General features: G+C 51.1%; 23 protein-coding genes. 11 read left to right on the forward strand and 12 right to left on the reverse strand.

Annotated features, from left to right (window positions below):
- The first annotated feature begins 5 nt into the window (after positions 1-5).
- The 6 genes from R3187_RS12425 to R3187_RS12450 are packed head-to-tail and all read left to right on the forward strand — an operon-like array spanning position 6 to position 5,686.
- Positions 6-701 (forward strand): YIP1 family protein, encoded by a 696-nt coding sequence (locus R3187_RS12425; RefSeq protein ID WP_318967373.1) that lies wholly within the window; start codon positions 6-8, stop codon positions 699-701.
- Positions 702-723: 22 nt separating this feature from the next.
- Entirely contained in the window at positions 724-1,887 is a 1,164-nt protein-coding gene (locus R3187_RS12430) for an efflux RND transporter periplasmic adaptor subunit (protein ID WP_318967374.1), read from the forward strand.
- Between the two features lies 1 nt (position 1,888).
- Complete coding sequence (locus tag R3187_RS12435; RefSeq protein WP_318967375.1) at positions 1,889-2,599, forward strand: ABC transporter ATP-binding protein; 711 nt, start codon at positions 1,889-1,891, stop codon at positions 2,597-2,599.
- A complete protein-coding gene (locus tag R3187_RS12440) occupies positions 2,592-3,830 on the forward strand; it encodes an ABC transporter permease (RefSeq protein WP_318967376.1) in 1,239 nt (412 codons plus the stop codon). Before R3187_RS12435 ends, R3187_RS12440 begins: the two co-directional genes overlap by 8 nt.
- On the forward strand, positions 3,823-4,950 hold the full coding sequence (locus R3187_RS12445) for a sensor histidine kinase (protein ID WP_318967377.1): 1,128 nt from the start codon (positions 3,823-3,825) through the stop codon (positions 4,948-4,950). Before R3187_RS12440 ends, R3187_RS12445 begins: the two co-directional genes overlap by 8 nt.
- Positions 4,934-5,686 carry a LytTR family DNA-binding domain-containing protein gene (locus R3187_RS12450; protein WP_318967378.1) on the forward strand — a complete coding sequence of 251 codons (753 nt, stop codon included), beginning with the start codon at positions 4,934-4,936 and terminating at the stop codon, positions 5,684-5,686. The genes R3187_RS12445 and R3187_RS12450 overlap by 17 nt, the downstream gene beginning before the upstream one ends.
- Here R3187_RS12450 and R3187_RS12455 read toward each other — a convergent pair.
- Complete coding sequence (locus R3187_RS12455) at positions 5,683-6,636, reverse strand: tRNA/rRNA methyltransferase (protein ID WP_318967379.1); 954 nt, start codon at positions 6,634-6,636, stop codon at positions 5,683-5,685. The two genes, R3187_RS12450 and R3187_RS12455, sit on opposite strands and share 4 nt — an antisense overlap.
- 105 nt (positions 6,637-6,741) lie before the next feature.
- Here R3187_RS12455 and R3187_RS12460 point away from each other — a divergent pair, with 105 nt between their 5' ends.
- Together R3187_RS12460 and R3187_RS12465 are read left to right on the forward strand one after the other, a co-directional pair.
- The gene (locus R3187_RS12460; RefSeq protein WP_318967380.1) at positions 6,742-7,632 is read left to right on the forward strand and encodes a 23S rRNA (adenine(2030)-N(6))-methyltransferase RlmJ; all 891 of its coding nucleotides are present in this window, start codon (positions 6,742-6,744) and stop codon (positions 7,630-7,632) included.
- A gap of 2 nt (positions 7,633-7,634) precedes the next feature.
- Entirely contained in the window at positions 7,635-8,438 is an 804-nt protein-coding gene (locus R3187_RS12465; protein ID WP_318967381.1) for a S1/P1 nuclease, read from the forward strand.
- A 55-nt stretch (positions 8,439-8,493) separates the two neighbouring features.
- Here R3187_RS12465 and R3187_RS12470 read toward each other — a convergent pair whose 3' ends face one another.
- The 5 genes from R3187_RS12470 to R3187_RS12490 all read right to left on the reverse strand — a co-directional run bounded on the left by R3187_RS12470 (position 8,494) and on the right by R3187_RS12490 (position 11,680).
- Positions 8,494-9,039, reverse strand: a complete 546-nt coding sequence (locus R3187_RS12470) for a hydrolase (protein WP_318967382.1) — start codon at positions 9,037-9,039, stop codon at positions 8,494-8,496.
- An 84-nt stretch (positions 9,040-9,123) separates the two neighbouring features.
- Positions 9,124-9,897: a hypothetical protein gene (locus R3187_RS12475; protein WP_318967383.1), complete on the reverse strand. Its 774-nt coding sequence runs from the start codon at positions 9,895-9,897 to the stop codon at positions 9,124-9,126.
- On the reverse strand, positions 9,890-10,498 hold the full coding sequence (locus R3187_RS12480; RefSeq protein WP_318967384.1) for a sigma-70 family RNA polymerase sigma factor: 609 nt from the start codon (positions 10,496-10,498) through the stop codon (positions 9,890-9,892). Before R3187_RS12480 ends, R3187_RS12475 begins: the two co-directional genes overlap by 8 nt.
- 68 nt (positions 10,499-10,566) lie before the next feature.
- The gene (locus tag R3187_RS12485) at positions 10,567-11,199 is read right to left on the reverse strand and encodes a TonB family protein (RefSeq protein ID WP_318967385.1); all 633 of its coding nucleotides are present in this window, start codon (positions 11,197-11,199) and stop codon (positions 10,567-10,569) included.
- 112 nt (positions 11,200-11,311) lie between these two features.
- A complete protein-coding gene (locus R3187_RS12490) occupies positions 11,312-11,680 on the reverse strand; it encodes a DUF440 family protein (RefSeq protein WP_318967386.1) in 369 nt (122 codons plus the stop codon).
- 70 nt (positions 11,681-11,750) lie between these two features.
- Between R3187_RS12490 and rlmA the strand changes: the two genes are divergently transcribed.
- Positions 11,751-12,548 (forward strand): 23S rRNA (guanine(745)-N(1))-methyltransferase, encoded by a 798-nt coding sequence (gene rlmA / locus R3187_RS12495; RefSeq protein WP_318967387.1) that lies wholly within the window; start codon positions 11,751-11,753, stop codon positions 12,546-12,548.
- Positions 12,549-12,595: 47 nt separating this feature from the next.
- Here rlmA and R3187_RS12500 read toward each other — a convergent pair whose 3' ends face one another.
- From R3187_RS12500 to R3187_RS12510, 3 genes are all read right to left on the reverse strand, one after another.
- Entirely contained in the window at positions 12,596-13,843 is a 1,248-nt protein-coding gene (locus tag R3187_RS12500) for a serine hydrolase domain-containing protein (protein ID WP_318967388.1), read from the reverse strand.
- Positions 13,821-16,499, reverse strand: coding sequence for a S8 family peptidase (locus R3187_RS12505; RefSeq protein ID WP_318967389.1), 2,679 nt, complete (start codon positions 16,497-16,499; stop codon positions 13,821-13,823). The genes R3187_RS12500 and R3187_RS12505 overlap by 23 nt, the downstream gene beginning before the upstream one ends.
- 99 nt (positions 16,500-16,598) lie before the next feature.
- Positions 16,599-17,015, reverse strand: coding sequence for an MAPEG family protein (locus tag R3187_RS12510; protein ID WP_318967390.1), 417 nt, complete (start codon positions 17,013-17,015; stop codon positions 16,599-16,601).
- Positions 17,016-17,164: 149 nt separating this feature from the next.
- Between R3187_RS12510 and R3187_RS12515 the strand changes: the two genes are divergently transcribed.
- Both R3187_RS12515 and R3187_RS12520 read left to right on the forward strand, forming a co-directional pair.
- Complete coding sequence (locus R3187_RS12515; RefSeq protein ID WP_318967391.1) at positions 17,165-17,749, forward strand: thymidine kinase; 585 nt, start codon at positions 17,165-17,167, stop codon at positions 17,747-17,749.
- A 74-nt stretch (positions 17,750-17,823) separates the two neighbouring features.
- Positions 17,824-19,356 carry a diguanylate cyclase gene (locus R3187_RS12520; protein WP_318967392.1) on the forward strand — a complete coding sequence of 511 codons (1,533 nt, stop codon included), beginning with the start codon at positions 17,824-17,826 and terminating at the stop codon, positions 19,354-19,356.
- A gap of 4 nt (positions 19,357-19,360) precedes the next feature.
- On the opposite strand, the gene R3187_RS12525 is transcribed toward R3187_RS12520, so the two are convergent.
- From R3187_RS12525 to R3187_RS12535, 3 genes are read right to left on the reverse strand one after another with little or no spacing between them, the layout of a single operon-like run.
- Complete coding sequence (locus tag R3187_RS12525; protein WP_318967393.1) at positions 19,361-21,478, reverse strand: YjbH domain-containing protein; 2,118 nt, start codon at positions 21,476-21,478, stop codon at positions 19,361-19,363.
- A complete protein-coding gene (locus tag R3187_RS12530) occupies positions 21,475-22,248 on the reverse strand; it encodes a capsule biosynthesis GfcC family protein (protein ID WP_318967394.1) in 774 nt (257 codons plus the stop codon). Before R3187_RS12530 ends, R3187_RS12525 begins: the two co-directional genes overlap by 4 nt.
- On the reverse strand, positions 22,245-22,964 hold the full coding sequence (locus R3187_RS12535; protein ID WP_318967395.1) for a YjbF family lipoprotein: 720 nt from the start codon (positions 22,962-22,964) through the stop codon (positions 22,245-22,247). Before R3187_RS12535 ends, R3187_RS12530 begins: the two co-directional genes overlap by 4 nt.
- Positions 22,965-22,977 lie beyond the last annotated feature (13 nt).

Consider the following 22,977-nt stretch of genomic DNA (forward strand, 5'->3'; position numbering starts at 1 on the left):
TTGTTATGAGTAAAAATATCGGACAGGCGCTTTTAGATATTTATGTTGCGCCCAAACAACTGTTTAATACCTTACCAGAGAAAAAAGGCTGGAGCTGGATAGCCTTGGTTATCATATTGGCCGTGCATGCATTCGGCCTCTGGTATTTTTATGCCGGCATGAGCCCCGAGTGGATAGTCGAGCAGCAAATCGCCCAGGCTGCACATAGTCTGACCCCGGCAGAAATTGAGCAAAGCCGGGCGGTTATGGGGCAGATGGCTGATAAATTCGGCATTATTTCAGTCGCCACTATTCTGATAATGACCCCTATTATGCTGGCCATTATGGCTGTATATCTGATGCTGGTCGGTAACCCCGGCCATAAGCGTCCTTATGGTGACTGGTACGCCATGGCGGTGTGGAGCAATATGCCCGCTGTGTTAAGTATGCTGGGCCTTATTGTGCTGGTGCTTATCAGCACTGATCCAAATTTACCGTTAACCACTGCCAACTATCTAACAATAAACCAGTTATTGCTTGGACTGGAGCCTGGCAATGCTTGGTATACATGGGCTGAAAGCTTCAACCTGATGTTTCTGTGGATAGCCGCGCTATTTGCGGTCGGTCTGCATTGCTGGAGCGGCTACAGCGCAGCAAAAAGCGCACTGCTGGGCTTTGCCCCCTTACTGGTGATATACGGGCTGTGGGCTGTATTTATCTGAAACGGTTAAACGGAAGTAACCAATGAAAAAATTGCTGATATTGCTGGTAATTGTCGCTGTACTGGTCGGTCTGATTAGCCTGAGTCAATACCGTAAACAACAACAAACCACCAGTGTCACCACGGCGCTGGTGACAGAAGGCGCCCTCGCTGACAGTATTCTGGCCTCAGGTAATCTGGAATTTAACACCCAAATCCAGATCCGCTCTGAGGTCACCGGCCGGGTGCTGGAAGTGTTGGTGGAAGAAGGCGAAACGGTGACCAAAGGCCAGATGTTGATGCGCCTCGACGACACCGCTTTTGCCGCAGACGTTAACCGTAACCGCGCCATGGTGCAAAGCCAGCAAATTGATATTGCCAGGGCGAACGCCCAGTTGGCGGATTTGCAGCGCCAGTTTGACCGGCAACAGCAACTCTATAACAGCGGGCTTATTCAGCAGGAAACCATCGACAGCCTGCAAAGCCAGCTGGACATTGCCAGAATTAATGTCCGCTCGGCAGAAGCCGCATTGCAACAAGGCCAGGCGATGCTGGCTATGGCAGAAGATAATCTGAGTAAAACCCTATACAGGGCCCCTATTGCCGGCTTACTGGCCACCGTTGATATTAAACCCGGTGAAACCGTTATTGCCGGCAGCACCAATATTATCGGCAGCCCGTTAATGACCCTCGCTGATCCAAGCGCTATTCTGGCCGAGCTGCGGGTAGACGAGGCCGATATTGCCAATGTTCACCTGGGCCAGCAGGCTGAGGTTTATGCTGCGGCTTATCCGCACCAGGCCATTAAAGGTGAAGTAATTCAAATTGCCACCTCAGCCAGGTATCTTAATCAGAGCCAGAGCCTGTCGTTCCGGGTGAAAGTGCTGCTGCAACCGGATGACATCGCGCTTTATCCTGGCATGAGTTGCCGCGCTGAAATTATTCTGTCGCAAAAGCAGCAAAGCCTGCAGGTGCCAATAGCAGCCATTCAGCAAAGCACTCAGCAGCCGGAAGCGGCGTACTTTGTCTGGAAAGTGGTGGATAACTTTGCGGTTAAACAAACCGTTACCCTTGGCATGGCCACCGATATTGCCCAGGAAGTACTGAGCGGCCTGCAGGTGGATGACGAAGTGATTGTCGGCCCGGCGCGCACTATGCTTGGCCTGGCTGAAGGCCGGCGGCTTAACCCGGAACGGCAGGAATACTGATATGAGCAACGCGGTAATTCAGTTGCAACAGGTCAGTAAAAGTTATCAGATGGCAGATGAGACATTTTATGCCCTGAAACAGGTTAATCTGGCTATTAATGAAAATGACTATGTTGCCATTATCGGCCCATCCGGTTCCGGTAAATCCACGCTGATGAATATCCTCGGTTGTCTTGATACACCAAGCGCCGGCCACTACCAGCTGGCGAACCGGGATGTGTCAACGATGAATGAAACCGAGCTGGCCGGACTGCGCAACGAAGCTGTCGGTTTTATATTCCAAAGCTTTAATCTGCTGCCACGGGCAACGGTACTGGCGAATGTTATGCAACCGCTCATTTACCGTTTAATGGCGAATAATGAGCGCAAAAAACTGGCACTGGAAGCCCTGCAACGGGTTGGCCTGGCAGATAAAACCGGCAATTTACCGAACCAGCTGTCGGGTGGTCAGCGTCAGCGGGTTGCCATTGCCCGGGCGTTAGTTACCCGGCCACGGATTTTGCTGGGCGACGAGCCGACCGGTAATCTGGACAGTAAAACCAGCAACGATATTATGGCTTTATTTGACCAGCTGCACCAGGAAGGCCATACCATTATTCTGGTGACCCATGAGCAGGATATTGCCGATCACTGTCAGCGGGTGATCCGGCTGGTCGACGGTGAAATTGAACAGGATTTTCGCAATCCGCCAGGAGCTGCCGGCCATGCTTAAATTACTTCATGCCAGCTTTGAAGGCAGTAAAGCAGCCTTTGCCTCTATTCGCGCCCATGGCCTGCGCAGCGCGCTGACCACCCTGGGTATTATTATTGGTGTGGCAGCAGTAATTACCGTTGTCGCGATTATGCAGGGGCTGAGCCACAGTATTACCAGTCAGCTGGATGATTTAGGCAGCGATATGATTACGTTGCGCGCCTACACCCCGACTAACCAGCAAATGCTGGGTATTCAGAACCGGCTGCATTATGACGACTTCCTGCTGCTGAAAAGCCGGGTCAGTAATGTCGACGATATGACAGCCACAATGCAGGCATTCAGTATGGGCTCGCAGGTGCAATATGGCCGGAATACCGCCCAGTCACAAATTATCGGCACCGACAGCAGCTATCAGAATGTGGTGCGGGTGTATCCTGAAGCAGGCCGGTTTATCTCTGCCAGTGACGATGACCGCCGGCGCCGGGTGGCGTTTATTGGCTCATCGTTAATCAAGAAGCTTGATTTACCCGATAACCCGGTTGGCGAATTTATCAATTTATCGGGTGACTGGTTCCGGATTATCGGCGTGGCGGAAACCCGCGGCAGTATGTTTGGTTTTGATCAGGATAACTATATTATTGCGCCGTTCAGTACCATCCTGTCACTCAGTGGTGAGCGGGCAGCCCGCAATATTGATGTGATGTTCCGCCCCGCTGCCGGCGCTGATGCCGAGCAAATACAACAGCAAATGCGCGCTATCCTGCGCCAGCACTATAAACTGGCGGCAGATGAGCCGGATCCGTTTGAATTTGTCAGTGCCGAGCGAATGATCGAGCAGTTTAATACCATCACCCGCACCATTACTCTGGTTGCCGGCGGCGTGGTCAGTATCAGCCTGCTGGTTGGCGGTATTGGGGTAATGAATATTATGCTGGTCTCCGTAACCGAACGCACCCGGGAAATTGGTATTGTCAAAGCACTGGGTGCCACGCCGCAGTTTATTCTGATCCAGTTTCTGGTAGAGGCGCTGGTGCTGTCGCTGTTTGGCGGCATTATTGGCCTGGCATTAGGCGCCGGGGTGGCCAGTTTTATCGGCCTGATGATGCCAGCGATGCCCGAAGCATTAATTCCGTTATGGGCCGTGCTGCTGGCGATAGGTTTTACCACCTTAATTGGTGTGGTATTTGGCCTGGCGCCAGCAATAAAAGCCGCCCGCTTAAACCCGATTGATGCCTTACGTTATGAATGATCAGCTTAGCTACTGGCGCCAGCACTGGCAGCTGTGCTGGCACACCAACCGCAGCTACCGGATTGGTCAGCTGCTGACGTTCTTGCTGTTTGTCAGCTTTTACTTGCTGTATAGCCTGCCTTTTATGCAAGATGAGCAAAATGGCTTAGTGGTTATATTCTTTATTCGTTATCTGCTTGAAGCCATATGCTTTGTACTGGTTAGCCATTTTCTGCTGCGCCCGTCACTGAAAATTTTTTACCAGCGCGGCTTTACCTTTGGCGCCGGGTTGAAACTCGGCTGCTGGTTGGCCGTCGCAGCGCTGTTACTGGCGCTGTTTAGCACTTTTATTTCGTTTTTACCGGCACTAAGCAGCACTGATATGCAGCAAGTCACTTTGGTTAATAAAGACAGTGTTGAAGGCCTGCAGATGCAATTCTCGCTGGCGACGCTGGTGGTGATGATGTGGCTGATGCACCTGAGCTTATTTATCTTCTGGAGCTTACTGTATCTGGGCTGGCAAATGCGCCAGAGCCGTAAAGCTTTACAACAGGAAATGCAGCAGGCCAGGCTGCAGCAACTGACTAATCAGCTTAATCCGCATTTTTTATTTAATGCCTTAAACAGTATCCGCGCGCTTATTTTTGAAGATCAGCATAAAGCCGCTGATACGGTAACCCAGCTGGCTGAATTGTTCCGGGTGCATTTACAGGCGCACCTGCGGCCTACCGCCAGCCTGGAGGAAGAATGGCAGCTATGCTTGCACTATCTGAAAATTGAGCAGGTAAGGCTGGAACAACGGCTGCAGCTTGAAGTCCGGCTGGCCGATGATGTTTTGCAGCAACGCCTGCCAACCCTGTGCTTACTGACGTTGCTGGAAAACGCCGTAAAGCACGGCATCAGCCCGAATGCGGCACCCGGCAGTATAGACATAAGCGCCCTCAGGCACGGAAACCGCTGGCAACTGCAGATCATTAACACTGTCGGGGCGAAAACCAGCTGTCAGGGCACCGCTACCGGGCTGAGTAATTGCCGCAAACGGCTGCAACTGATGTACGGCGATCAGGCCAGCATCAGTACGAAGCAGAGCGACAGCCATTTTACTGTGCATCTGGAGCTGCCTTATGCCCCGTCCCTTTAAAACCTTAATTGTTGATGACGAGCGGCTGGCCCGTACCGAGCTGAAACGTTTATTGCAGGCGCATCCGCAATGCGAGGTGGTGGCCGAAGCCGCCAGTGCCGCCGACGCGCTGGCGATACTGGCAGCAGAGCCAATCGATTTGGTATTTCTGGATATTCAGATGCCAGAGGTAACGGGCATCGAGCTGGCGCAGGACATTCCTGCCCGCATCCGTTTTGTCTTTGTTACCGCCTTTAACAGCTATGCCCTGGATGCGTTTTCACTAAATGCCATTGATTACTTATTAAAACCGGTTGCGCCAGAGCGACTGGCAAAAACCATTGCCCGTCTGCCGGCAGCAGACAGTAATGGCCAGCAGTCTGAGCTGGCAGAGCAGCCAGCTGCAGCACACTTTTTACCGGAACATCATGGTATTTTACTGAAGTTTGGCGATATTAACCGTATTGTCCGCTTACAGGAAATTTACCGCTTTGAATGCATTGGCAACCATGCTGCAGTGTACAGCGCTTATGGCAAAAGTTATCTGCACAGTTCACTGGCCAGAATAGAGCAAAAACTGGACCCGGCATTTTTCTTTAAAACCAGCCGGGCCGACATTGTCCGGCTGGATGCTATTGAACATATTGAAGCGGGGATAAGTTCAGGCTCTATGCTGGCAGTACTTCGCGATGGCCAGCAAATAGAAGTCAGCCGACGCCAGACTCAGCAACTGCGCCAGCTGTTCAGTGGCTTTTAAAGCAGGCTATTATTTTCGCTATGCTGGCGGTACCACTCGCCGACAATTAAACTGGCAGCGACACTGACGTTCAGTGATTCAACCTTGCCACTACCGGGAATTTGCAACGCAATATCCGCGCGGCTGGCCACGGCTTTTGATACGCCAAACATTTCTTCACCAAATACAATCACCACCTTTTGCGGCAAGGCTGTCTGATACAGCGACTGGCCGTTATGGCTGGAAGTGGTTACCAGGCTGTAGCCGGCCTGCTTACACAGCTGCAGCGCCAGCGGCATATCATCACAGCTCAACGGGCTGATAAATTCCCCACCGCCCTCTGCAGTGCGAAGGGCCGCGCCGGATTGCAGCAACTGCGGCTCACGCATAATAATGCCGGTAACGCCAAAGTGCGCACAGGTGCGGGCAATAGCTCCTAAATTATGCGGGTTGCCGACACCATCCAGCGCCAGCAAGCAGTCCCGGCGGGGTTTAGTCTGACTAAGATATTGGGCAATACCGGTGATGGGTTTGCGTTTAACCAGCAGCACAATACCGCCATGATGCTGACTGGCCGCGACTTTCTCCAGTTCAGCATCTTCGACGATATGATAGGCTTTTTTCTCAGCTGCTAAATATTTCATCACATCAGCAAACCGGGGGGCCAGCTGCTGCGAAATATACAAACGAATAATGGCTTCTGGCCGCTGACTGAACAAAACCCGGCAAGCGTTTTCGCCGTATACTTTGCTCTCGTCGCCATGGCTATGGGCTGGGCTCTTAACTGCGCTTTGCGCTGACTGACGGGCCGGATTAGCGTTGCTTTTGGCTGCTGCTGTCTTTTTCAGCCACGGCTTTTGCATGACGTCTTTGCCGGCGGCTGAATGCTTTGCTTTATTAGCGGGTTTATTGCCTGGGGTCGTGGCTCGTGGCTGCTGGCTGCGGCCAGCGCGTTTTGGTTTATCAACCATTAAAATGTCCTGCATAGCGCGAAATGACGCCAATTTTAGCATCGCTACCGTGCTATTACTTGTATTTTTCCGCTACCCCAGTATCCTTGGCGGCATTATTAACCGGTGTCAGCAAATCAGGGCCAGAACAGCATGCTCAGTTATCGCCATAGTTACCATGCCGGCAATCATGCCGATGTGTTAAAACATTTGGTGCAGGTAACCATTCTCGATTATCTGCTGCAAAAAGATAAGCCGCTGTGCTATCACGACAGCCATGCCGGCGCGGGCTTATACAGCCTTGGCAGTGAGCAGGCCCAAAAGACGGCGGAATATCAGCAGGGCATTGGCCGGCTGTGGCAGTATCAGGCCAAAGCCGCACAGCTGGCCCGTTATTTAAACCTGATCCACAGCCTGAACCCGGATAATACTCTGGCGTTTTACCCGGGCTCACCGAAAATTGCCGGTTTAATGTTAAGACCGCAGGATTCCATTCAGGCCACGGAGTTACACCCCTCCGACTACCCTATTCTGGCCAGCCAGTTTGCCCGGCGTCGCCATAGCCGGATTGAAAATATCGATGCTTATGCCGGCTTTAAAGCCATGTTGCCGCCGCTGGTAAAACGCGGCCTGGTGCTGCTTGACCCGCCGTACGAGCTGAAAAGTGAATATAACGATTTAGTGGCAGGGCTGACAGAAGCCTACCGCCGCTTTCCGCAGGCAACTTATGCTATCTGGTATCCGGTAATCGAACGCGCGGCAGCAGAAGCCTTTATTGCTGCCATTGTCGGCACCGGCATTAAAAACCAGCTGCGGATTGAATACTGCCCCTACCCCGATAAAGCAGGTTTTGGCATGAGTGGCAGCGGTATGCTGGTGATTAACCCACCCTATACCCTGGCCGATAACATGCGCGAGGCATTAACGGAGCTTGCACCGTTACTGGCCGCGACACCGCCGGCCAGTGTCGGCGATGCCAGCTTGCTGTGGCAAGTCAGCCAACTGGTTGGAGAATAAAAATGACGTTTATCCGGGTGATATCCAAACTGGCCGCTTATGCCCTTACCGCTATCCTGTTGCTGGGAATGTCTGCCGACAGTCAGGCGTTTGGCCGCAGTGGCCATATAATGATTTGCGACATGAGTTATCAGTTAATTCAGCCTGCCACCCGGCAGAAACTTGATAAGCTGTTACAGTCAACCCCTTACCAAAGTTTTGGCCCGGCCTGTGTCTGGCCGGATGAAGTGCGTTCGCAAGACGACTTCGCCTGGACTAAACCGCAGCACTATATCAATTTGCAGCGCGGCGAAACGGTCGTTACCCGCAGCCACTGTCCGAAGGACGGCTGTGTGCTATCCGCTATTGAAGATATGCAGAAAAGGCTCAAACAGAACGAACAAGACTGGCAGGCATTGCTTTTTTTAAGCCACTATATCAGTGACTTACACCAGCCTTTACATGTCAGCTTTGCCGATGATTTAGGTGGCAACCGCACTGCCGTGTATTTTTATGGCGAGCCTTCCAACTTACATGGGGTCTGGGATACTAACATGCTGACCAAGCTGGGCTACAACGAGCCGGCTAAGCAACAACAGTTGTTTGCCAGCCTTACTGAGGCTCAGCAGCAGCAATGGCGACAAAGCGACGTTATGGCCTGGACTAACGAGTCGGCCCGCATCACTGTCGGTTTATATCAGGACTACCGGCCCGGTATGTTAATTGATGATAACTACCTGGCTAAATACCAGAACGTGCTGGAGCAACGTTTACTGCAAGCCGCAGTACGGCTGGCCGCAACCCTGGATAAATTACTCGCAGAATAACATGCTATGTCAAAACAACGGCACCGCACAGGTATACGCTAAGAAGTCAAAGGTGTCAGCAGATCCAGCCTTTGCTTATCTGCCGGAAGCTTTCGTGATCGCCCCGCTCCAGCCATTCGAAAGCCAGCATTTCCCTGCTGATGATCTGACAGCCGGCCTGCTGCATCCGGCTTAGCGCCAGCTGTTTATTGTCGGGAGTACGGGAGCCCACCGCCTCAGTGACTACAAACACCTGATAATCTGCCGCCAGCAAATCAAATACCGTTTGCAGCACACAAACATGGCTCTCAGTACCAATCACCACAACCTGGCGCCGGCCGAGGGTCGCAACTTTTTGCTTAATTGCCGGCTCACGCCAGGCACTGAAATGAATTTTTTCAAGCACTGCTTCATCGGCCAGTAGTTCGCGCAGCCCCGGCACGGTGGTGCCGAGCCCTTTAGGGTAATGCTCGGTTGCCAGTATCGGAATATTCAGCTGTAGCGCCACCTGCAACACCCAGGCAGCGGCCTGCTCCACCGCTCTGGTATCCGCGATGGCCGGTGCCAGCTTTTGCTGCATATCAATCAGCAGCACCACACTGTCATTAGCTTGTACCAGCATTTGCGCTCCGTTTCTTTTAACCTTTGCCAGCCTTTATCGGTCGGTGTTAATTTGTTAACCCTGCTGGTTTTCCAGCTTTGACTGTTATACGGCCGGACACTGGCCCGCCTGCCGGTCTGACGGCATTGCTGCAATACCCAGAATATGGCCGGTTGGCGCAAACTTCAGTTCAACCCACTGAGGTTGGAGTTGTGGTTGCGGTAGTGCGTCCAGCTGCAGCATATCTGTTAGCTGCTGCACCAGTTCAATTGCCACATTCAGCTGCATATTGTCACACATAGCGATCTGCCACGAGTCCTGATGTCGGGTCAGTATACCTACCTGCCGGTGCAACTCACTGCTAAGTTCACCTGCACGCAGCAACTGCTTTTGCTGGGCCTTCAGGGATTGTAACCGCTGGCGGACAATACCGCTTTCCTGCTCACCGACTGTTGCTGCGGTTAAATGGTGCCATTGCACTGTGGTTACTACACTGTTATTGGCTACCACGCCACCACTTGCATCTGTCTGTCCGCTGGCTGTCTGCCCGGGGTCCAGCTGCCCTGCATTTAGCTGCACAGTATCTATCTGATAATAAGCCGGAAGCTTAGCAGGGTTAACCCAGCTAAGCACTAAGACTAAAGCCGCACAGCCAAGTGCCAGTTGGGAAAAATACCACCACGAGCGCCAGTTGCGATTGGCGGATGCCTGTTTTGCCTGGCGCATAATGCGCTGCTTTGTCGCATGCGGCAGTGGCGCTTCTGCTTTTAGCGCCTGATATGCCGCCCTCAATTTGGCATCAGATAAGTCGGTATCAGGTAAGCCGGTATCAGGCAGTTTATCATTTGCTGGTTTTTCAGCTGAGTCGGGCTTAGCCATTATCTTCTCCCAAAAGTTGCGCTAAGCGCTCACGGGCATAGCGTAAGCGGCTTTTAATAGTTTCAGGCCGCTCGCGGGTTATCGTGGCAATATCGTCCAGGCTGAATTCATCCAGCTGCAACAAAATGGCTTCGCGCTGCAATGGTGGCAGTGCCGCTAATGCCGCAGCCAGTCGCTCTTTTTGCTGTAGCGCAGCAATATGGTTGCTGACGCAACCTTGGCTATTCGGGTTGCCATAGTTGCTGATTTCTGTCGATGCTGCCCCCTGACCTTCCTGCCATTCGGTTAACTGCCAGCGCTGTTGCTTGCGTAATTCATCCACCAGCGCATTTCTGGCCAGGGTAAACAGCCAGGTTTTAAAGCGGCTTTCAGCGCGGTAACTGTGGCGGTTTTCCAGTACTTTTAACCAGCATTGCTGGCTGATATCAGCAGCCAGCTCAGCATCGGCCTGACGTAGTAAAAAATGATATAAATCATCACCACATTGCATTATCAGCTTTTCCAGCCACTGCAGCTGGCCACTTTGCTGAAATTGTTGCATCAGCTCATCGGCACAACTGCTGCGGCTAAACCAGAATGGAAGCATCACCGACCATGTCATAAGCCACATCCTTCTGTTAGCGTCAGTTGCGCCGTCACGGCCAACTACCTCTTGTGCCTGATCTGAGCTTAGCCAGCATCCACAGTAAAATCGAGTACTACCTGTAAATTTGTCTGACGAATAGCTTTGCCGTCAATAACTTGTGGCTGATATTTCCAGCGACGCAAGGCCCTGGCAGCTTCGCGGTCAAATACCCCCCGCGGCTCCGCCTGCACTACTTCAACATCAGCAACACTGCCGGTTTCATCAATGCTAAAGCGCAGTTTAACCCAGCCGCTGATACCGTCTCTGAGTGCCTCAACCGGAAAACGGGGTTCAACCCTGACTACCGGCGTTGCGCTCTGATCCCTGTCAGCGCCAAACTGCCGGATCTCAGTTTTAATTGCCGGAGGCGCCACGGTAAAGTCCGGCCCTGGCAGATCGACATTGGTGACTTCTACCGGCGTACGTGGTGCCTTCTCTGGTGGCACTACAACTGACGGCGGTGGTGGGATAGTTTTGACAACAACCGGCGGGTCGTCAGGAGTAACAAATAATTCCACAACCGGCAGCGTAACCTGTGGCGGTCGCTGCACCAGTGGCGGCTTTATCAGCAGGTACATAACGGCAAACAAACTGAAGGTAACTAAGCCGGCCAGCAGCAGGCTGCTGATCATCCGGTTCAGGGTGGTTAAGGGTTTGGCAGAGCTGATGGTTTGCATAGGCTATCCTCCGTGTTTAATGATTAGACGCCGGAGGATGAAATAAGGGGTTAAATTATTTTGGTTTTTTAATGGCCACGCCGCTTTCTTATTGACCACGCCCACTTATTTATTACTGGCCACGCCATTGGGCATGGCAGATGCCATCATGTTTTTCGCGGCTTAATAAAATGCGGGCCAGCACTTTATCGGGGTTTCCATCCAGCCCGGTTAAGCCGATCTGGGCCTCGTAATGCAGCTCAGGCTCCAGATCCTGCATAATCAGCTCTACCCACTCTTCGCCGGGCACTACAAGATCAACGTAACCGCGTTGCTCGTACTGCTGCTGATACTGGTTATAATCCTCAGCGCTGAGGTTATCCGCCGCCAGCTCTTCAAAAATATCAAAAGCGTGATCGCACAGCTCATCCAGCGACCATAATTCCAAACCCTGCATAGTTTCTGCCCCGGTATCGTGTTGCTCAGCTAATGTGGCCGGCATTATAGCAAGGCTTTGCGCACAAAGCTGCCAAGCTGTTACACTGCGCCGGTTTCTTTACGCGGATGTCAGCATGTATATTTGTCCCCTTTGTCGCCAGCCATTAGAGTTAACCGGCCGCCAGTATCAGTGCGCCGCTAACCATAGTTTTGATCTTGCCAAAGAAGGTTATGTTAACCTGTTGCCGGTACAACAGAAAAACTCGAAAGATCCCGGCGACAATAAACTGATGATTGACGCCCGCCGCGCTTTTTTACAAAGCGGCGCTTATCAGCCTTTATCCGATGCCGTCAATAAGCTGCTGCTGCAAACCGCGCCGGCAACTGTACTGGATCTTGGTTGTGGTGAGGGCTATTACAGCAGCCGGTTACAGCAAGTATTAAATCCGGCCACCAGACTCAATGGCATTGATATCTCCAAAGCGGCGGTTAAATATGCCGCCCGCCACTACCCTGCAATCCAATTTGCCGTTGCCAGTGCCTATCAGCTGCCCTTTGCCGATAACAGCTTCGACAGTGTTATCCGGATTTACGCGCCGTCAGATAACAACGAGCTGCAGCGGGTTATCAAGCCGGACGGATATCTTATCAGTGTCAGCCCGGGGCCCGAGCACTTAGTTGAAATGAAACAGGCGGTGTATCGTGAGGTAAAGCGGCACAGTGCTGAGATAAAACAGGAGCCTGGCTTTACCCATACCAGGCGGCAACAGCTTAGCTACCCGCTTGCAATCAGTGAGCCAGAGCAGCTCGATAACTTGTTGCAGATGGTGCCACTGGCCTGGAAGTTTACCAGCGAAAGCCGGCTGGCGTTTGTCGCGGCTACCAAAACAATCAGCATCGATTTTCTGCTTGATGTCTATCAATTGGCCTGAGCAGCTGACCTGAGCAGTTAGCCGGCTAATCTAATTTAGCAGCGCCATTAACATTGGGTTTGGCCGGCAGTATTAACGGTGCACTTTGCCAGACTGGCCTTATCCTGCTGCTGCAAAGCGCTGAACATCGAGGCCCAGAACGTGGTGCTTAGCTCATTAACAACGTTTGATTCGGCATTCAGTAAAATAACCAGTCCCAGTTCCCGCTCGCGTGAATAAGCCAGTTCTGCCCGAAAGCCCTGCACCCAGCCACCGTGGTAAATAAGTTGCTCGCTGCCAAACTGGTAAACCCGCCAGCCCAGCGCATAGTGCGCCTCTGTAATGTAGTTCCGCCACTTTGCCCGGCGTAAATCCCGCGGGGTTTTCACCCGCTTTTCAATAATTTTATCCAACACCTTTTGCGGCATCACCTGCGGATAATAACCCAGCTGGGCGATCAGCCAGTGGCTTAAGTCTATCACGCTGGCATTAACACCTGCCGCCGGCGCAAACCGGTAGTAACTCTGGTTAACATTGCGCGAATGCCAGCGGCCACGGGCCCGGATATGCGGGCTGGCGCGGTTTTCATTCAGCAAATAGGCTTCAAGGCCAACAGAGGCCGTTGGCAGCTGCAACGGCTCAAAAATATTCTTCTTCAGCAAACTGGCGTAATCGCTGCTGGTAGTCTGGCTGATAATCGGCTCGATCAGACTGAACAGCACATTCTGATAGCCATAACACTGGCCGGGGTTACACAAAGGGTCGATTTTCTGAAACTGCGGTAATATCCGCTCCGGTAAAATATTGGCTTCAATCAGGTTATCGTAGGCATTGGGCATCACCCCGCTGCTTTGAGACAACAAATGCTCAATTTTCAGCTGCGGATTATACTGGGCATTTTTAAATGAAAACTCCGGGATATACTGCACCACCGACTCGTCCCAGCGAAAGTGGCCCCGCTCTTCCAGCAGGCTGGCCAGGCCGGCGGCAAAGGTTTTGGACACCGAGGCAATCCGGAACACCGTATAGGGGTTCACCGGCTTATCGCCATCAATATCCCTGACCCCATAACCTTTGGCACTGATAATCTTATTCTGATACACCACCGCATAAGCGGCACCAGGAATGCCATGTTTGGCCATCTGCTCGTTAAAGTAGCGATCAAACTCTGCCAGCTCAGTCGCTAAAGGTCCGGCAGCTAGCTGCTCTGCGTTAAGTGCGGTTGGCAGCAACAAAAACAAATTCATTAGTACTACAACTGAAAATACCCGAATCAAAATAACCTCAAAATTGTCAATGTCGGCAGCCAGCGCCATAGCGTCGCCAGCCGCTGCAGAGTGCCAGCACCAGCAGCAGGCTATAGCCAACGCCGCCACCACTGCTACTGCCTGCCCCGCCACTCCCGGCCGGATTTATCTGCACCTCAGTAGTACTGCTGCTTTCGCTCAGCCCATCATCTGCAGTAAATCTGAATACCAGGCTGGCACTGCTGCTAAGCATTGGCGCCGTAAAACTGGCGGTCAGACTGGTGGCATTAGCTAACGTTACCGTCGGCCCGGAAACCTGCTGCCAGCGATAGCGCAACAGATCATTATCGCTGTCGGTCGCTGTGGCCTGCAGCTGCACTGTCGCACCGCTTTGTGCCGAAATACTGGCTGGCGTTGCAACCTGCGGACTACTGTTGGCGCAGTCAATGTTACGCTCCAGTGTAGCAATCCCGGCTAGCCAGCTGGAGAACGCCAGATTTTTAGGCGGACACAAGCTGGTATTCTGGTAACTGAATGCCGTTACACTGGTTAACTCAATAAAATTCTGCGGCAAGGTACCATTAAAATTGTTATCCGCCAACCACAGCACGCGTAAATTCGTCAGGGTTGAAAGCGCTGCGGGCAGTGCACCAGCTAACTGATTTGATTCAACAAACAACCGCTGCAATTCGTTTAACTGGCCCAAAGCAGCAGGCAGGCTACCACTGAAATTATTAAAGGATAAATCCAGCTGCTGTAAAGCACTCAGCTCACTGATTGCTGCCGGAATGGATCCTGAAAAGCCATTTTGCCACAGGCTTAACCGCTGCAGCTTATCAAGCTGCAATAATACCAGCGGGAAACTGCCACTGAGACTGTTAAAACTTAAATCCAGAACGGTTAGCGCATTCAGACCACTAAGCGCGGCCGGTAGTTCGCCGCTCAGGTTATTATTTGTTAAATTCAGCTCGGTTATCTGTCCATTACTGCAACTGACCCCTGCCCAGTCACACACACCGACAGCAGGATCAAGCCAGCCTGTATTATTCAGCCAACTCTGACCCAACGTATCATAATAAAGTTGTACCAGCGCCTGACACTGCGCCAGAGGCACCCCGGGGCTGTTCAGCTCATTACAGTAGTTGTCGTTGCGGGGCAGTACCGTCACCACTGAATCGGCAAACCGCAGCTCTGTAGCCTGGCCGGCAAACTGCCACTGACCACTGAAAATACCATCTGGCATAGTGGCACGCTCAGTCAGGTCAAGCCGCTGGCCACTAAGACTGTCAGTTACAGTCGGTGTCGTACTATTCCCGTTACAATCGATACTCAGCACTTTGATATCCAGGCTGCTGCCCGGTCGTAAATATAATACTGCAGGGCCGGGCAATATGCGCCGCGCTGGCGGGGTCTGGCACTCCAGCACACCGTTATCCAGCGCTGCACTGCGGCCACTGTTGCTGGCCAGCAGCAGTTTACCGCTTACGGTATGGTCCCGAATTAATGGATCAGTACTGATTTTGCCGGTAAGTAATAGTCTTGCCCGCAGTGCCGGCCAGTCCAGCCCGGGCTCGGCGGCCTTTAACAGTGCCACCAGGCCGGTTACCAGCGGTGCCGCCATCGAGGTACCGGCAACTGCCTGGTAAGCATTGGCTAAATCTGTTGTTAATATGGCCACGCCGGGAGCAGTTACATCTACCCAGTCCCGGCCATAGTTACTGAAAGACGCCTTGTTTTGCTGCTGGTCGTGCGCCGCAACACTGATTATATTGGCCAAATCGTAAGCGGCGGGATACAGCAGGCTCTGGTTACCACTGTTACCAGCACTGGCAATAAATAATATGCCGGCATCCTGCTGGCGTTTAATGGCTTCATACAACGCCTGCGACTCGCCCGGACCACCCCAGGAGTTATTGGTGGCGATAATATTGATGCCGCGGTTTTGCTTTAAATCCAGCACATAATCCAGGCAGGCAATGGCATCGCTGACAAAACCACTGCCGGTTTCATCTAAAAACTTGCAGTTCAGCACCTGCAATTGCCAGTTAACGCCGGCTATCCCCTGGCTGTTATTACCAACGGCACCAATAATGCCGCTGATCTGCGTGCCGTGGCCATCTTCATCTGCCGGGTTACTGCTGTTGTTGGCAGTATCAATACCAAAAATATCATCGATATAGCCGTTACCGTCATCATCCAGACCATTGGCGTTTTCAGCCGGATTGCGCCATAGGTTATCCTGTAAATCAGGGTGCTGATAAGCAACGCCGGTATCAATGACTGCCACGACCAGCTGCGGATCGCCAGTGGTAAACTGCCACAGACCGGGGGCATTGATGCCTTGCAACTGTTGCAGATGCCACTGCAGACTGAACTGCGGGTCGTCAGGAGTTTGCTGTTTTGTCAGCCGGTGATCGGGCTCAGCAAAACGAACCCCCGGCAACCGGTTATAATACGCCAGCGCCTGAGCGACTGAGGCGCCGTCATGCAGTGTAACCTGCAGCAACCCCGTTGCCGGTTGCCGTTGCTCAGACAAGCCAACAGCTGCAATGCTGCTGGCATATTTACTGGCAAACCGACGCTGCGTATCTGGCATCGGCCGGGCTTCACCCTTGGCGTACTCAGCATCTGTGGCAATAAGTAATCTGCTGGTCTGAGCCGCCACCGGCGCAACAACAATGGCAGCGATAGCAAGCAATACGGGCAGTATTCGCAATGGTCGCATCAGATCACCCCGCTATAATTATCAGCTTTATATCAGACTATACACCGTAACAGCCTTATCCGATGCATTAACTGGCCAATGTGATGCAAACCATGACATTTACATAAACGCCAGCACCAACAGCCGGATCCAAATCAGCCAGAGCACTAAGCACCCCAGCAAAAATACCCGAAAGCGCAACCGCACGTTATTACTGCCAATGTGAATAATAGTATGCCAGTAGCGCAGTACGACAAAAACGGCGCCCATAATGACAAAGGTCAGGTCTGTCAGGCCAAACTGTAAGCAGAATAAAACACTGAACAAATACAGCATTGGCATCTGAAACTGATTATCAAAATTACGACTGGTAGCAATAACCTGCTCACTGGCGCCGGTTAAATCCATGGTGCGAAAGGCACCCATCGTTATTTGTTTGGTTTTTGCCGCACTAATACGCCGGCGGCCCATAATAATCATTACCACACTGGTCAGCAGTACCTGGGCAATTACCGGCAGCAACATCAATTTTTCCATCTGTTTTTCCTGTCAGGTTAAGTAAATTACGTAATTATCCGGCAAAGTATGCCTGTAACAGCGGCTAAAGCCAATCCACAGCCAACAGCCGGCGTTTACAGCGGTAGTCGCTTTGGTTATTCTTAGCCGTCAAATTTCAGGATCAGCCAATGGCCCAACTCTATTTTTACTATTCGGCGATGAATGCCGGTAAATCGACCTCGTTATTACAAAGCGCTTATAACTATCAGGAAAGAGGGATGACCGTTGCTATTTACACCGCAGCGCTGGATAACCGCTTTGGTCTGGGTAAAGTCAGCTCGCGCATTGGCCTGGCGATGGACGCCCATATCTTTGACCCTCAGTTTAATTTTACTGACCATGTTAAGCAGCTTAAAGCCGAAGACCGGCTCGACTGTGTGCTGATTGACGAAGCGCAGTTTCTCAGCAAAATTCAGGTACGCCAGCTTACCGATATCGTCGACGAGCTGAATGTGCCGGTGCTGGCGTTTGGCCTGCGAACTGATTTTCTCGGTGAAACCTTTGCCGGCAGCGAAGCCCTGCTGGCCTGGGCCGATAAACTCATTGAACTGAAAACCATCTGCCACTGTGGCCGCAAAGCAAACTTTGTGGTGCGGTTGGATGCCGACGGCAATGCTGCGACAGCGGGCAGCCAGGTGCAAATTGGCGGTAATGAAAGCTATGTTTCGATGTGCCGTCAACATTTTAAACAATTGGTCTGGCAGCAGCCGTAAGTTGGCTTTAGTCGTCATCAGGTTGCCATAAACGCTCAATCCGTTATAGTTAGCAAAAACAACTATAGTGATTTATGGCTGATAACTCAGACGCTTATCCCCATTTTTGGGCCATTTTAGATCAATTGCCAGTGGCGCTGCTTTATAAAGAAAGCGCCAAAGCGGATATTTTTGCCAATGAAGCCGCCCGCACCTTGCTGAATGTCAGTCTGCCAACTAAGCCGCTCAGCCTGCCGCAACTGTCCGAAATCCGCTTGCTGGATCAGCACCACAACAGAATAAGCCTGCTATCGAACCCTTTGCTGCTGGCGTTAAGTGGCACAGCGTTATCTCAGGATGTGTTACTTGATATCAAAGGCACCGCAACCCCTTTTACCCTGCATAGTCAGCTGATAAAACTGCAGTTCAGTATCGGTAATACCATTATCGTTACCCTTTGCCCACAGCAAAGCGACAGCAGCGCTGCAACAAACAAAGCAACGCCTGGTGCGCCAGCGCCTGATATCGCAGAGCTGGAAGAAGCGCTGGCCTTTGACAAATTAATGTCGCTGATTTCGACCGAGCTTATTAATGTCAGCAGTGAAGCATTGGACCAGCACGTTGAAGATGCGTTGGCCGCCCTGGGTGAATTCTGCCACGCTGATCGCAGCTATATTTTTCAGTTTACCGACGATCTCAGTGAAATGAGCAATACCCATGAGTGGGTACGTGACGAGGTCGTTTCTCATAAAGACAACCTGCAGCATATTCCTGACTATGCTTTACCGTACTTTTTTGAAAAAATTCAGCGGGATCATATTTTTGCCGTGGCCGATGTCAGCAAATTGCCAGCTGAAGCCAGCGCAGAACAGCTTGAATTTAATAATGAAAATATCCAGTCAGTATTATGTACTGCAATGCTTGCTGGTCAGAAACTGATTGGTTTTGTCGGCTGCGACATGGTTGCCCGCCAGCGCAACTGGACCAGCAATGATTTACGCCGGATTAAACTGGTTGGCGAAATGATTGCCAACAGCATTCAGAATGTTAACTACCGGGTCTCATTGCAGCAAATTCAGCAGCAATTGCTAAAAGCCAATCAGGAGCTGCAAAAACAGGCAAATCAGGACGGGCTCACCGGTTTGGCAAACCGCCGGCATTTTGATGAGAAGCTGCTGGAAGAATTACAACGTAGCGCCCGCAGCGAGTTACCGCTTAGCTTAATTTTGCTGGATATCGACTTATTTAAACCCTTTAATGATCATTATGGCCACCAGGCTGGTGACGACGCCCTGCAAAAAGTGGCCACTGCGCTTAGCAAAGAGGCCCGCCGCCAGGGCGAAGTGGCCGCCCGCTATGGCGGCGAAGAATTTGCCCTTATTCTGCCCGCCTGTGACAATAACGACTGCCTTGAGGTTGCCACGCGGGTACAACAACATATCGAAGCGCTTAATATCGAACATTGTAAATCTGATGTCGCGCCTTACCTGACCGTCAGTATCGGCTGTTACAGTGTTATCGCTAATAAAGATACCAGCGCCAAACTGATGCTCAGTAAAGCCGACCAGGCGCTTTATCAGGCAAAAGCGGCTGGTCGGAATACTATTGTTAGCGCCGGTTCAACCTAGCGGCTTAATCATAAAATCCAGAGCGTGCTTCGGTCATATCAATTAATTTCACCGGCCGGTTCAGCGGCTGACCACCATCGCGGGCAATCGGCACCCAAGGCAAACGGCCGCGGCCTTTCGCCGGTTTAACGGCAAATAAATCAAACGGTAGTGATAAATAAAAGCCCTTGGTAAAGCTGCCTTCACCATAATCGGCAGACGATGCATCGGTTATTGCCGCATAGGCACCAATAATAATGCCGCTGTCAAAGCGTTTGGCAAAATCAATATTTACCCCTTTATCTTTCGCCAGAAACTGGCCAACGTTGAAGGTTAAACGGGTATCAGGCAAGAAATCCGGTTGCCAGTACACATTGATATGACCGGTAACGGTTTTATAGTCAAAAAAGTCAAAATCGTTTTCAAACGAGCGCTGTCTTACATAGTTTACATCAAAGCCAAAAGCAAAATTGCTGTCCACCGGCCGGTACAGCACTTCAGTACCTACCCCGCCAAACATGGTTTCCAGATAACCACCATAGGCCTGGACAAACAGATTATCGCCTAACTGTTTTTGCCAGTGGCCATACGCATTTTCCATGGTTAGTTTACTACGGGTTACATACTCACGCGCATAAGTTCGTACCCGGGGTAGCGGTGTATCCAGCGCATCAACTTTAAAGTTAAACTTATCAAAGTTTTCCAGCAGGGTTAATTTTGCCGCACCATTAAAACTGAAGTTTTCAGTAAAGCGGTAACCGGCCCCCAGAAATAAGCCGCCCTGATACATATAAAAAACTTCCGGATTACCAAAGCTCTGGATCCAGAAAATCTCCGCGCCGGTATAAAAACCGGTATTATAAGGCACATCAGCCAGTGCCATAATATCCTGCTCTGGCGCTTGCCGGACATAAGTCGAGCGGATATCCGGTTGCAGCTGCTCATACGCCGCCGCACTGGCAAACGCCTCAACTTCTATTACTTTTTCCAAAAGTGGCAAATTGCCACTGAACTCAACTACTCTTATTCGTTTTATATGGGACGGTAACTGACTTAGCACAACCCGGCCTAAGCGCTCAGTGGCCTCTTCTTCATCACGGTAAAACAACTGATGGCCGTATAAAATAAACTCATCATCCGTCATCCTCGAGGTTTTTAAATAAAAACCGGCGTTAAATAACAATTGACGCAAAATCACATTTAAATCTTTAAAATCATCAATTTGTGGTCGCGGGGACGCTACCGCAACCATTGCCGGCTTAATTTTCGGCTGATCAGTACTATTTAAATCCAGCTGATAGTGCAGGCCAAAACCCAGAGTATTGCCGCGCTGATAATTTAAATCAAAAGTAACATCCCGCCACTGATATACCGCACCAATATTCCAGCGGCTGTCTTGCAATAACTCACCGGCAAAATCCTGCTGATAATTATTACCCTCATATTCCAGTTTTAGCCTTAATGGCTGCCATGGTGTCTGGTACTCAATACCACCAAATAGTGACGCTGGGCCTTTAAAAAATTTCTGATAATCTATTTTACCGCCTCTACCGCTAAAGCCCGCCGGACGTCTGCAGAAGCTATCCCGAAACTTACAAAATGGGTTTAAGGTATTGCCGGCCGCCCCTAAATAACCCCAGCCCATACCTAAGTGAAAATCCAGTGGCCCCCAGGCTTTACTTAACGCAATAAACTCACTTTCAAATAAGCCAGTGCCACCAAAATCATTAAAGCCAACGGCTATCTGCGGCAAATAGTGGCTTTCTGCTAATAACCGAAATTTAACATCCAGCCCTTTATCTTTATATGTCTGGTCATTACTAAAACCGGGAAACGGACTATACAACCGGGTTCGGACATCAGTATAACGGGCGGTGGTTTCTAGCCAGTCAAATAGCTGGATACTGACCGACCAGAACCGGTACTCTTCATTGTCAGTGTAATTTGCTGTCATCCTGCCGGCAGGCAGCATTCTGGCAGTAGGGGTCTGAATAAGACCCACGCCGCCACGAACCATCTGCGAGGACTCACCATCGGCTTGTTGCCAATGCAGATTACCACTATGTTGCTGCGCGCCCGCGCCAGCAGACAGCAGTACTAAAGCGCTTAAAGCCGTGACTAAAATATAACCTGAAAATTTCATTCAACTACCCAATGTAATGCCAGTGCCAATATGCTTTTATTTAAACTATTCATATCTGCCCCAAACCAGCTCTCAGCAAAGGGGATAAATACCTGTGCGCCAGGCATTGCTTCAAGATGCTGCTGGTTCCAGGCCGCGACACCGGCTCTAATAATCCGACCATCGGGCTGAATAATATAAACGTAAGCTTTATCGGCAAAATCAGAACGCATTACTGAGGGCAGATAATCAGATACGGCAGTTGCTCCGCTATGAGTTAACGTTAGCGATTTTTCTATGGCGCCCCAGACTAATACTGTCACAGGCCGGCTAACCAGTTGCAGCTTATAATTACCTGGCTGAAAACGGCGATTAAAAGGCTGTTGCGCCCGAGCCAGATCGTAGTCAATCGGAATTAATATCCGCTCGGCTAACTTCCAGCTTTTTATCTGTAACTGCAGCGCTGCCAATTCTTGTTGTAATGCCGGCTTCACATTACGCTGCAATGCCTGCAGCTGCAGTAACACTTTTTCCCGCAAGTGTTCTGGCTCGTTGCTGTTTAAACCAGAGCTGTTAAGCCGATACAACTTTGCAGCCGGCCAGTACCAGTTTTGCTGCAGCGCAACCGGCGCCAGCACCTCTACCAGTCTCGGTTCCGTTTTAAAGTTGTAATTCTGGTGATTAATCTCAATATTAACAGCAGCTTTGTGATCAACACCAGGCGGAGGTGAAGCAAAACTCAGTCCGGAAAATAACAGCACACTACTTATTATCATATAAGTCATTTTCATACTGCATCTGCCGCCACGTCTATACCTGCCCGGCGAAGCTGCCGGACAACTTCACTGATAAAAGTCATTTCAAAAGGCTCCGCGCCGGGCGCCAATGTTTGCCGGCTTTTCAACACCACGCCGGTCTTAGCATCCAGCCAGAACCGGTTCTGCCACTTATCATCAAACCGGACAAAATTAGCGTCAGCCAGATACTGGACATTTTCAATTATTGGCACAACATCCAGCTGCTGACCAAAAACCGTCAGCTGTTCAATCGCCCCATACTGAAAAGTCGAGCGCAGAGGATAGCCGTATTCATTATGCAGCCAGTCGGCACTACGCAGCCAGTTAGTCGCCACTGCTGCTGTTAGCTGTTTTTTTAACGGGTCGCTACTGGTATTGCTCAGGTACACTAAATCGTTCTTCAGGCCAACAGTGCGAACTATCCGGCCCTGTTCGGTTACCAATACCACTCTGTCAGCCGATACCCACTTAAACTGGCCCTGTTCAATAAACATCAGCGCCATCGCTACCTGTGCCTGCTCACCCTGCTTAACATATAAATAATCGTGTTTTGCTGCAGCCAGTACCGAATAGGGCAACTTAACGTCGGGTGTTTCGGTAAAAGCCATTTGCAGCATATCGGTGTAAGAGCGGTAAGTGCCGGAACAGGACATCAGAAATAGCAAGCAGAAACAACAACCAAGCAACAACAGGTTTTTACCAGGCATCATCTTCCAAACCTTT

Source organism: Arsukibacterium sp., assembly GCF_033721375.1.
In the GTDB taxonomy this organism is placed as follows: Bacteria; Pseudomonadota; Gammaproteobacteria; order Enterobacterales; family Alteromonadaceae; genus Alishewanella.

What these genes read in the sequence shown, in the direction of transcription:
- rlmA (WP_318967387.1), top strand. Translation starts at nt 11,751, where the DNA reads ATGTATATTTGTCCCCTTTGTCGCCAGCCATTAGAGTTAACCGGCCGC.
- R3187_RS12535 (WP_318967395.1), bottom strand. Translation starts at nt 22,964, where the DNA reads ATGATGCCTGGTAAAAACCTGTTGTTGCTTGGTTGTTGTTTCTGCTTG.
- R3187_RS12480 (WP_318967384.1), bottom strand. Translation starts at nt 10,498, where the DNA reads ATGACATGGTCGGTGATGCTTCCATTCTGGTTTAGCCGCAGCAGTTGT.
- R3187_RS12450 (WP_318967378.1), top strand. Translation starts at nt 4,934, where the DNA reads ATGCCCCGTCCCTTTAAAACCTTAATTGTTGATGACGAGCGGCTGGCC.
- R3187_RS12515 (WP_318967391.1), top strand. Translation starts at nt 17,165, where the DNA reads ATGGCCCAACTCTATTTTTACTATTCGGCGATGAATGCCGGTAAATCG.
- R3187_RS12475 (WP_318967383.1), bottom strand. Translation starts at nt 9,897, where the DNA reads ATGGCTAAGCCCGACTCAGCTGAAAAACCAGCAAATGATAAACTGCCT.
- R3187_RS12485 (WP_318967385.1), bottom strand. Translation starts at nt 11,199, where the DNA reads ATGCAAACCATCAGCTCTGCCAAACCCTTAACCACCCTGAACCGGATG.
- R3187_RS12465 (WP_318967381.1), top strand. Translation starts at nt 7,635, where the DNA reads ATGACGTTTATCCGGGTGATATCCAAACTGGCCGCTTATGCCCTTACC.
- R3187_RS12525 (WP_318967393.1), bottom strand. Translation starts at nt 21,478, where the DNA reads ATGAAATTTTCAGGTTATATTTTAGTCACGGCTTTAAGCGCTTTAGTA.
- R3187_RS12520 (WP_318967392.1), top strand. Translation starts at nt 17,824, where the DNA reads ATGGCTGATAACTCAGACGCTTATCCCCATTTTTGGGCCATTTTAGAT.
- R3187_RS12455 (WP_318967379.1), bottom strand. Translation starts at nt 6,636, where the DNA reads ATGGTTGATAAACCAAAACGCGCTGGCCGCAGCCAGCAGCCACGAGCC.
- R3187_RS12445 (WP_318967377.1), top strand. Translation starts at nt 3,823, where the DNA reads ATGAATGATCAGCTTAGCTACTGGCGCCAGCACTGGCAGCTGTGCTGG.
- R3187_RS12440 (WP_318967376.1), top strand. Translation starts at nt 2,592, where the DNA reads ATGCTTAAATTACTTCATGCCAGCTTTGAAGGCAGTAAAGCAGCCTTT.
- R3187_RS12430 (WP_318967374.1), top strand. Translation starts at nt 724, where the DNA reads ATGAAAAAATTGCTGATATTGCTGGTAATTGTCGCTGTACTGGTCGGT.
- R3187_RS12425 (WP_318967373.1), top strand. Translation starts at nt 6, where the DNA reads ATGAGTAAAAATATCGGACAGGCGCTTTTAGATATTTATGTTGCGCCC.
- R3187_RS12530 (WP_318967394.1), bottom strand. Translation starts at nt 22,248, where the DNA reads ATGAAAATGACTTATATGATAATAAGTAGTGTGCTGTTATTTTCCGGA.
- R3187_RS12470 (WP_318967382.1), bottom strand. Translation starts at nt 9,039, where the DNA reads ATGCTGGTACAAGCTAATGACAGTGTGGTGCTGCTGATTGATATGCAG.
- R3187_RS12505 (WP_318967389.1), bottom strand. Translation starts at nt 16,499, where the DNA reads ATGCGACCATTGCGAATACTGCCCGTATTGCTTGCTATCGCTGCCATT.
- R3187_RS12510 (WP_318967390.1), bottom strand. Translation starts at nt 17,015, where the DNA reads ATGGAAAAATTGATGTTGCTGCCGGTAATTGCCCAGGTACTGCTGACC.
- R3187_RS12490 (WP_318967386.1), bottom strand. Translation starts at nt 11,680, where the DNA reads ATGCCGGCCACATTAGCTGAGCAACACGATACCGGGGCAGAAACTATG.
- R3187_RS12435 (WP_318967375.1), top strand. Translation starts at nt 1,889, where the DNA reads ATGAGCAACGCGGTAATTCAGTTGCAACAGGTCAGTAAAAGTTATCAG.
- R3187_RS12500 (WP_318967388.1), bottom strand. Translation starts at nt 13,843, where the DNA reads ATGGCGCTGGCTGCCGACATTGACAATTTTGAGGTTATTTTGATTCGG.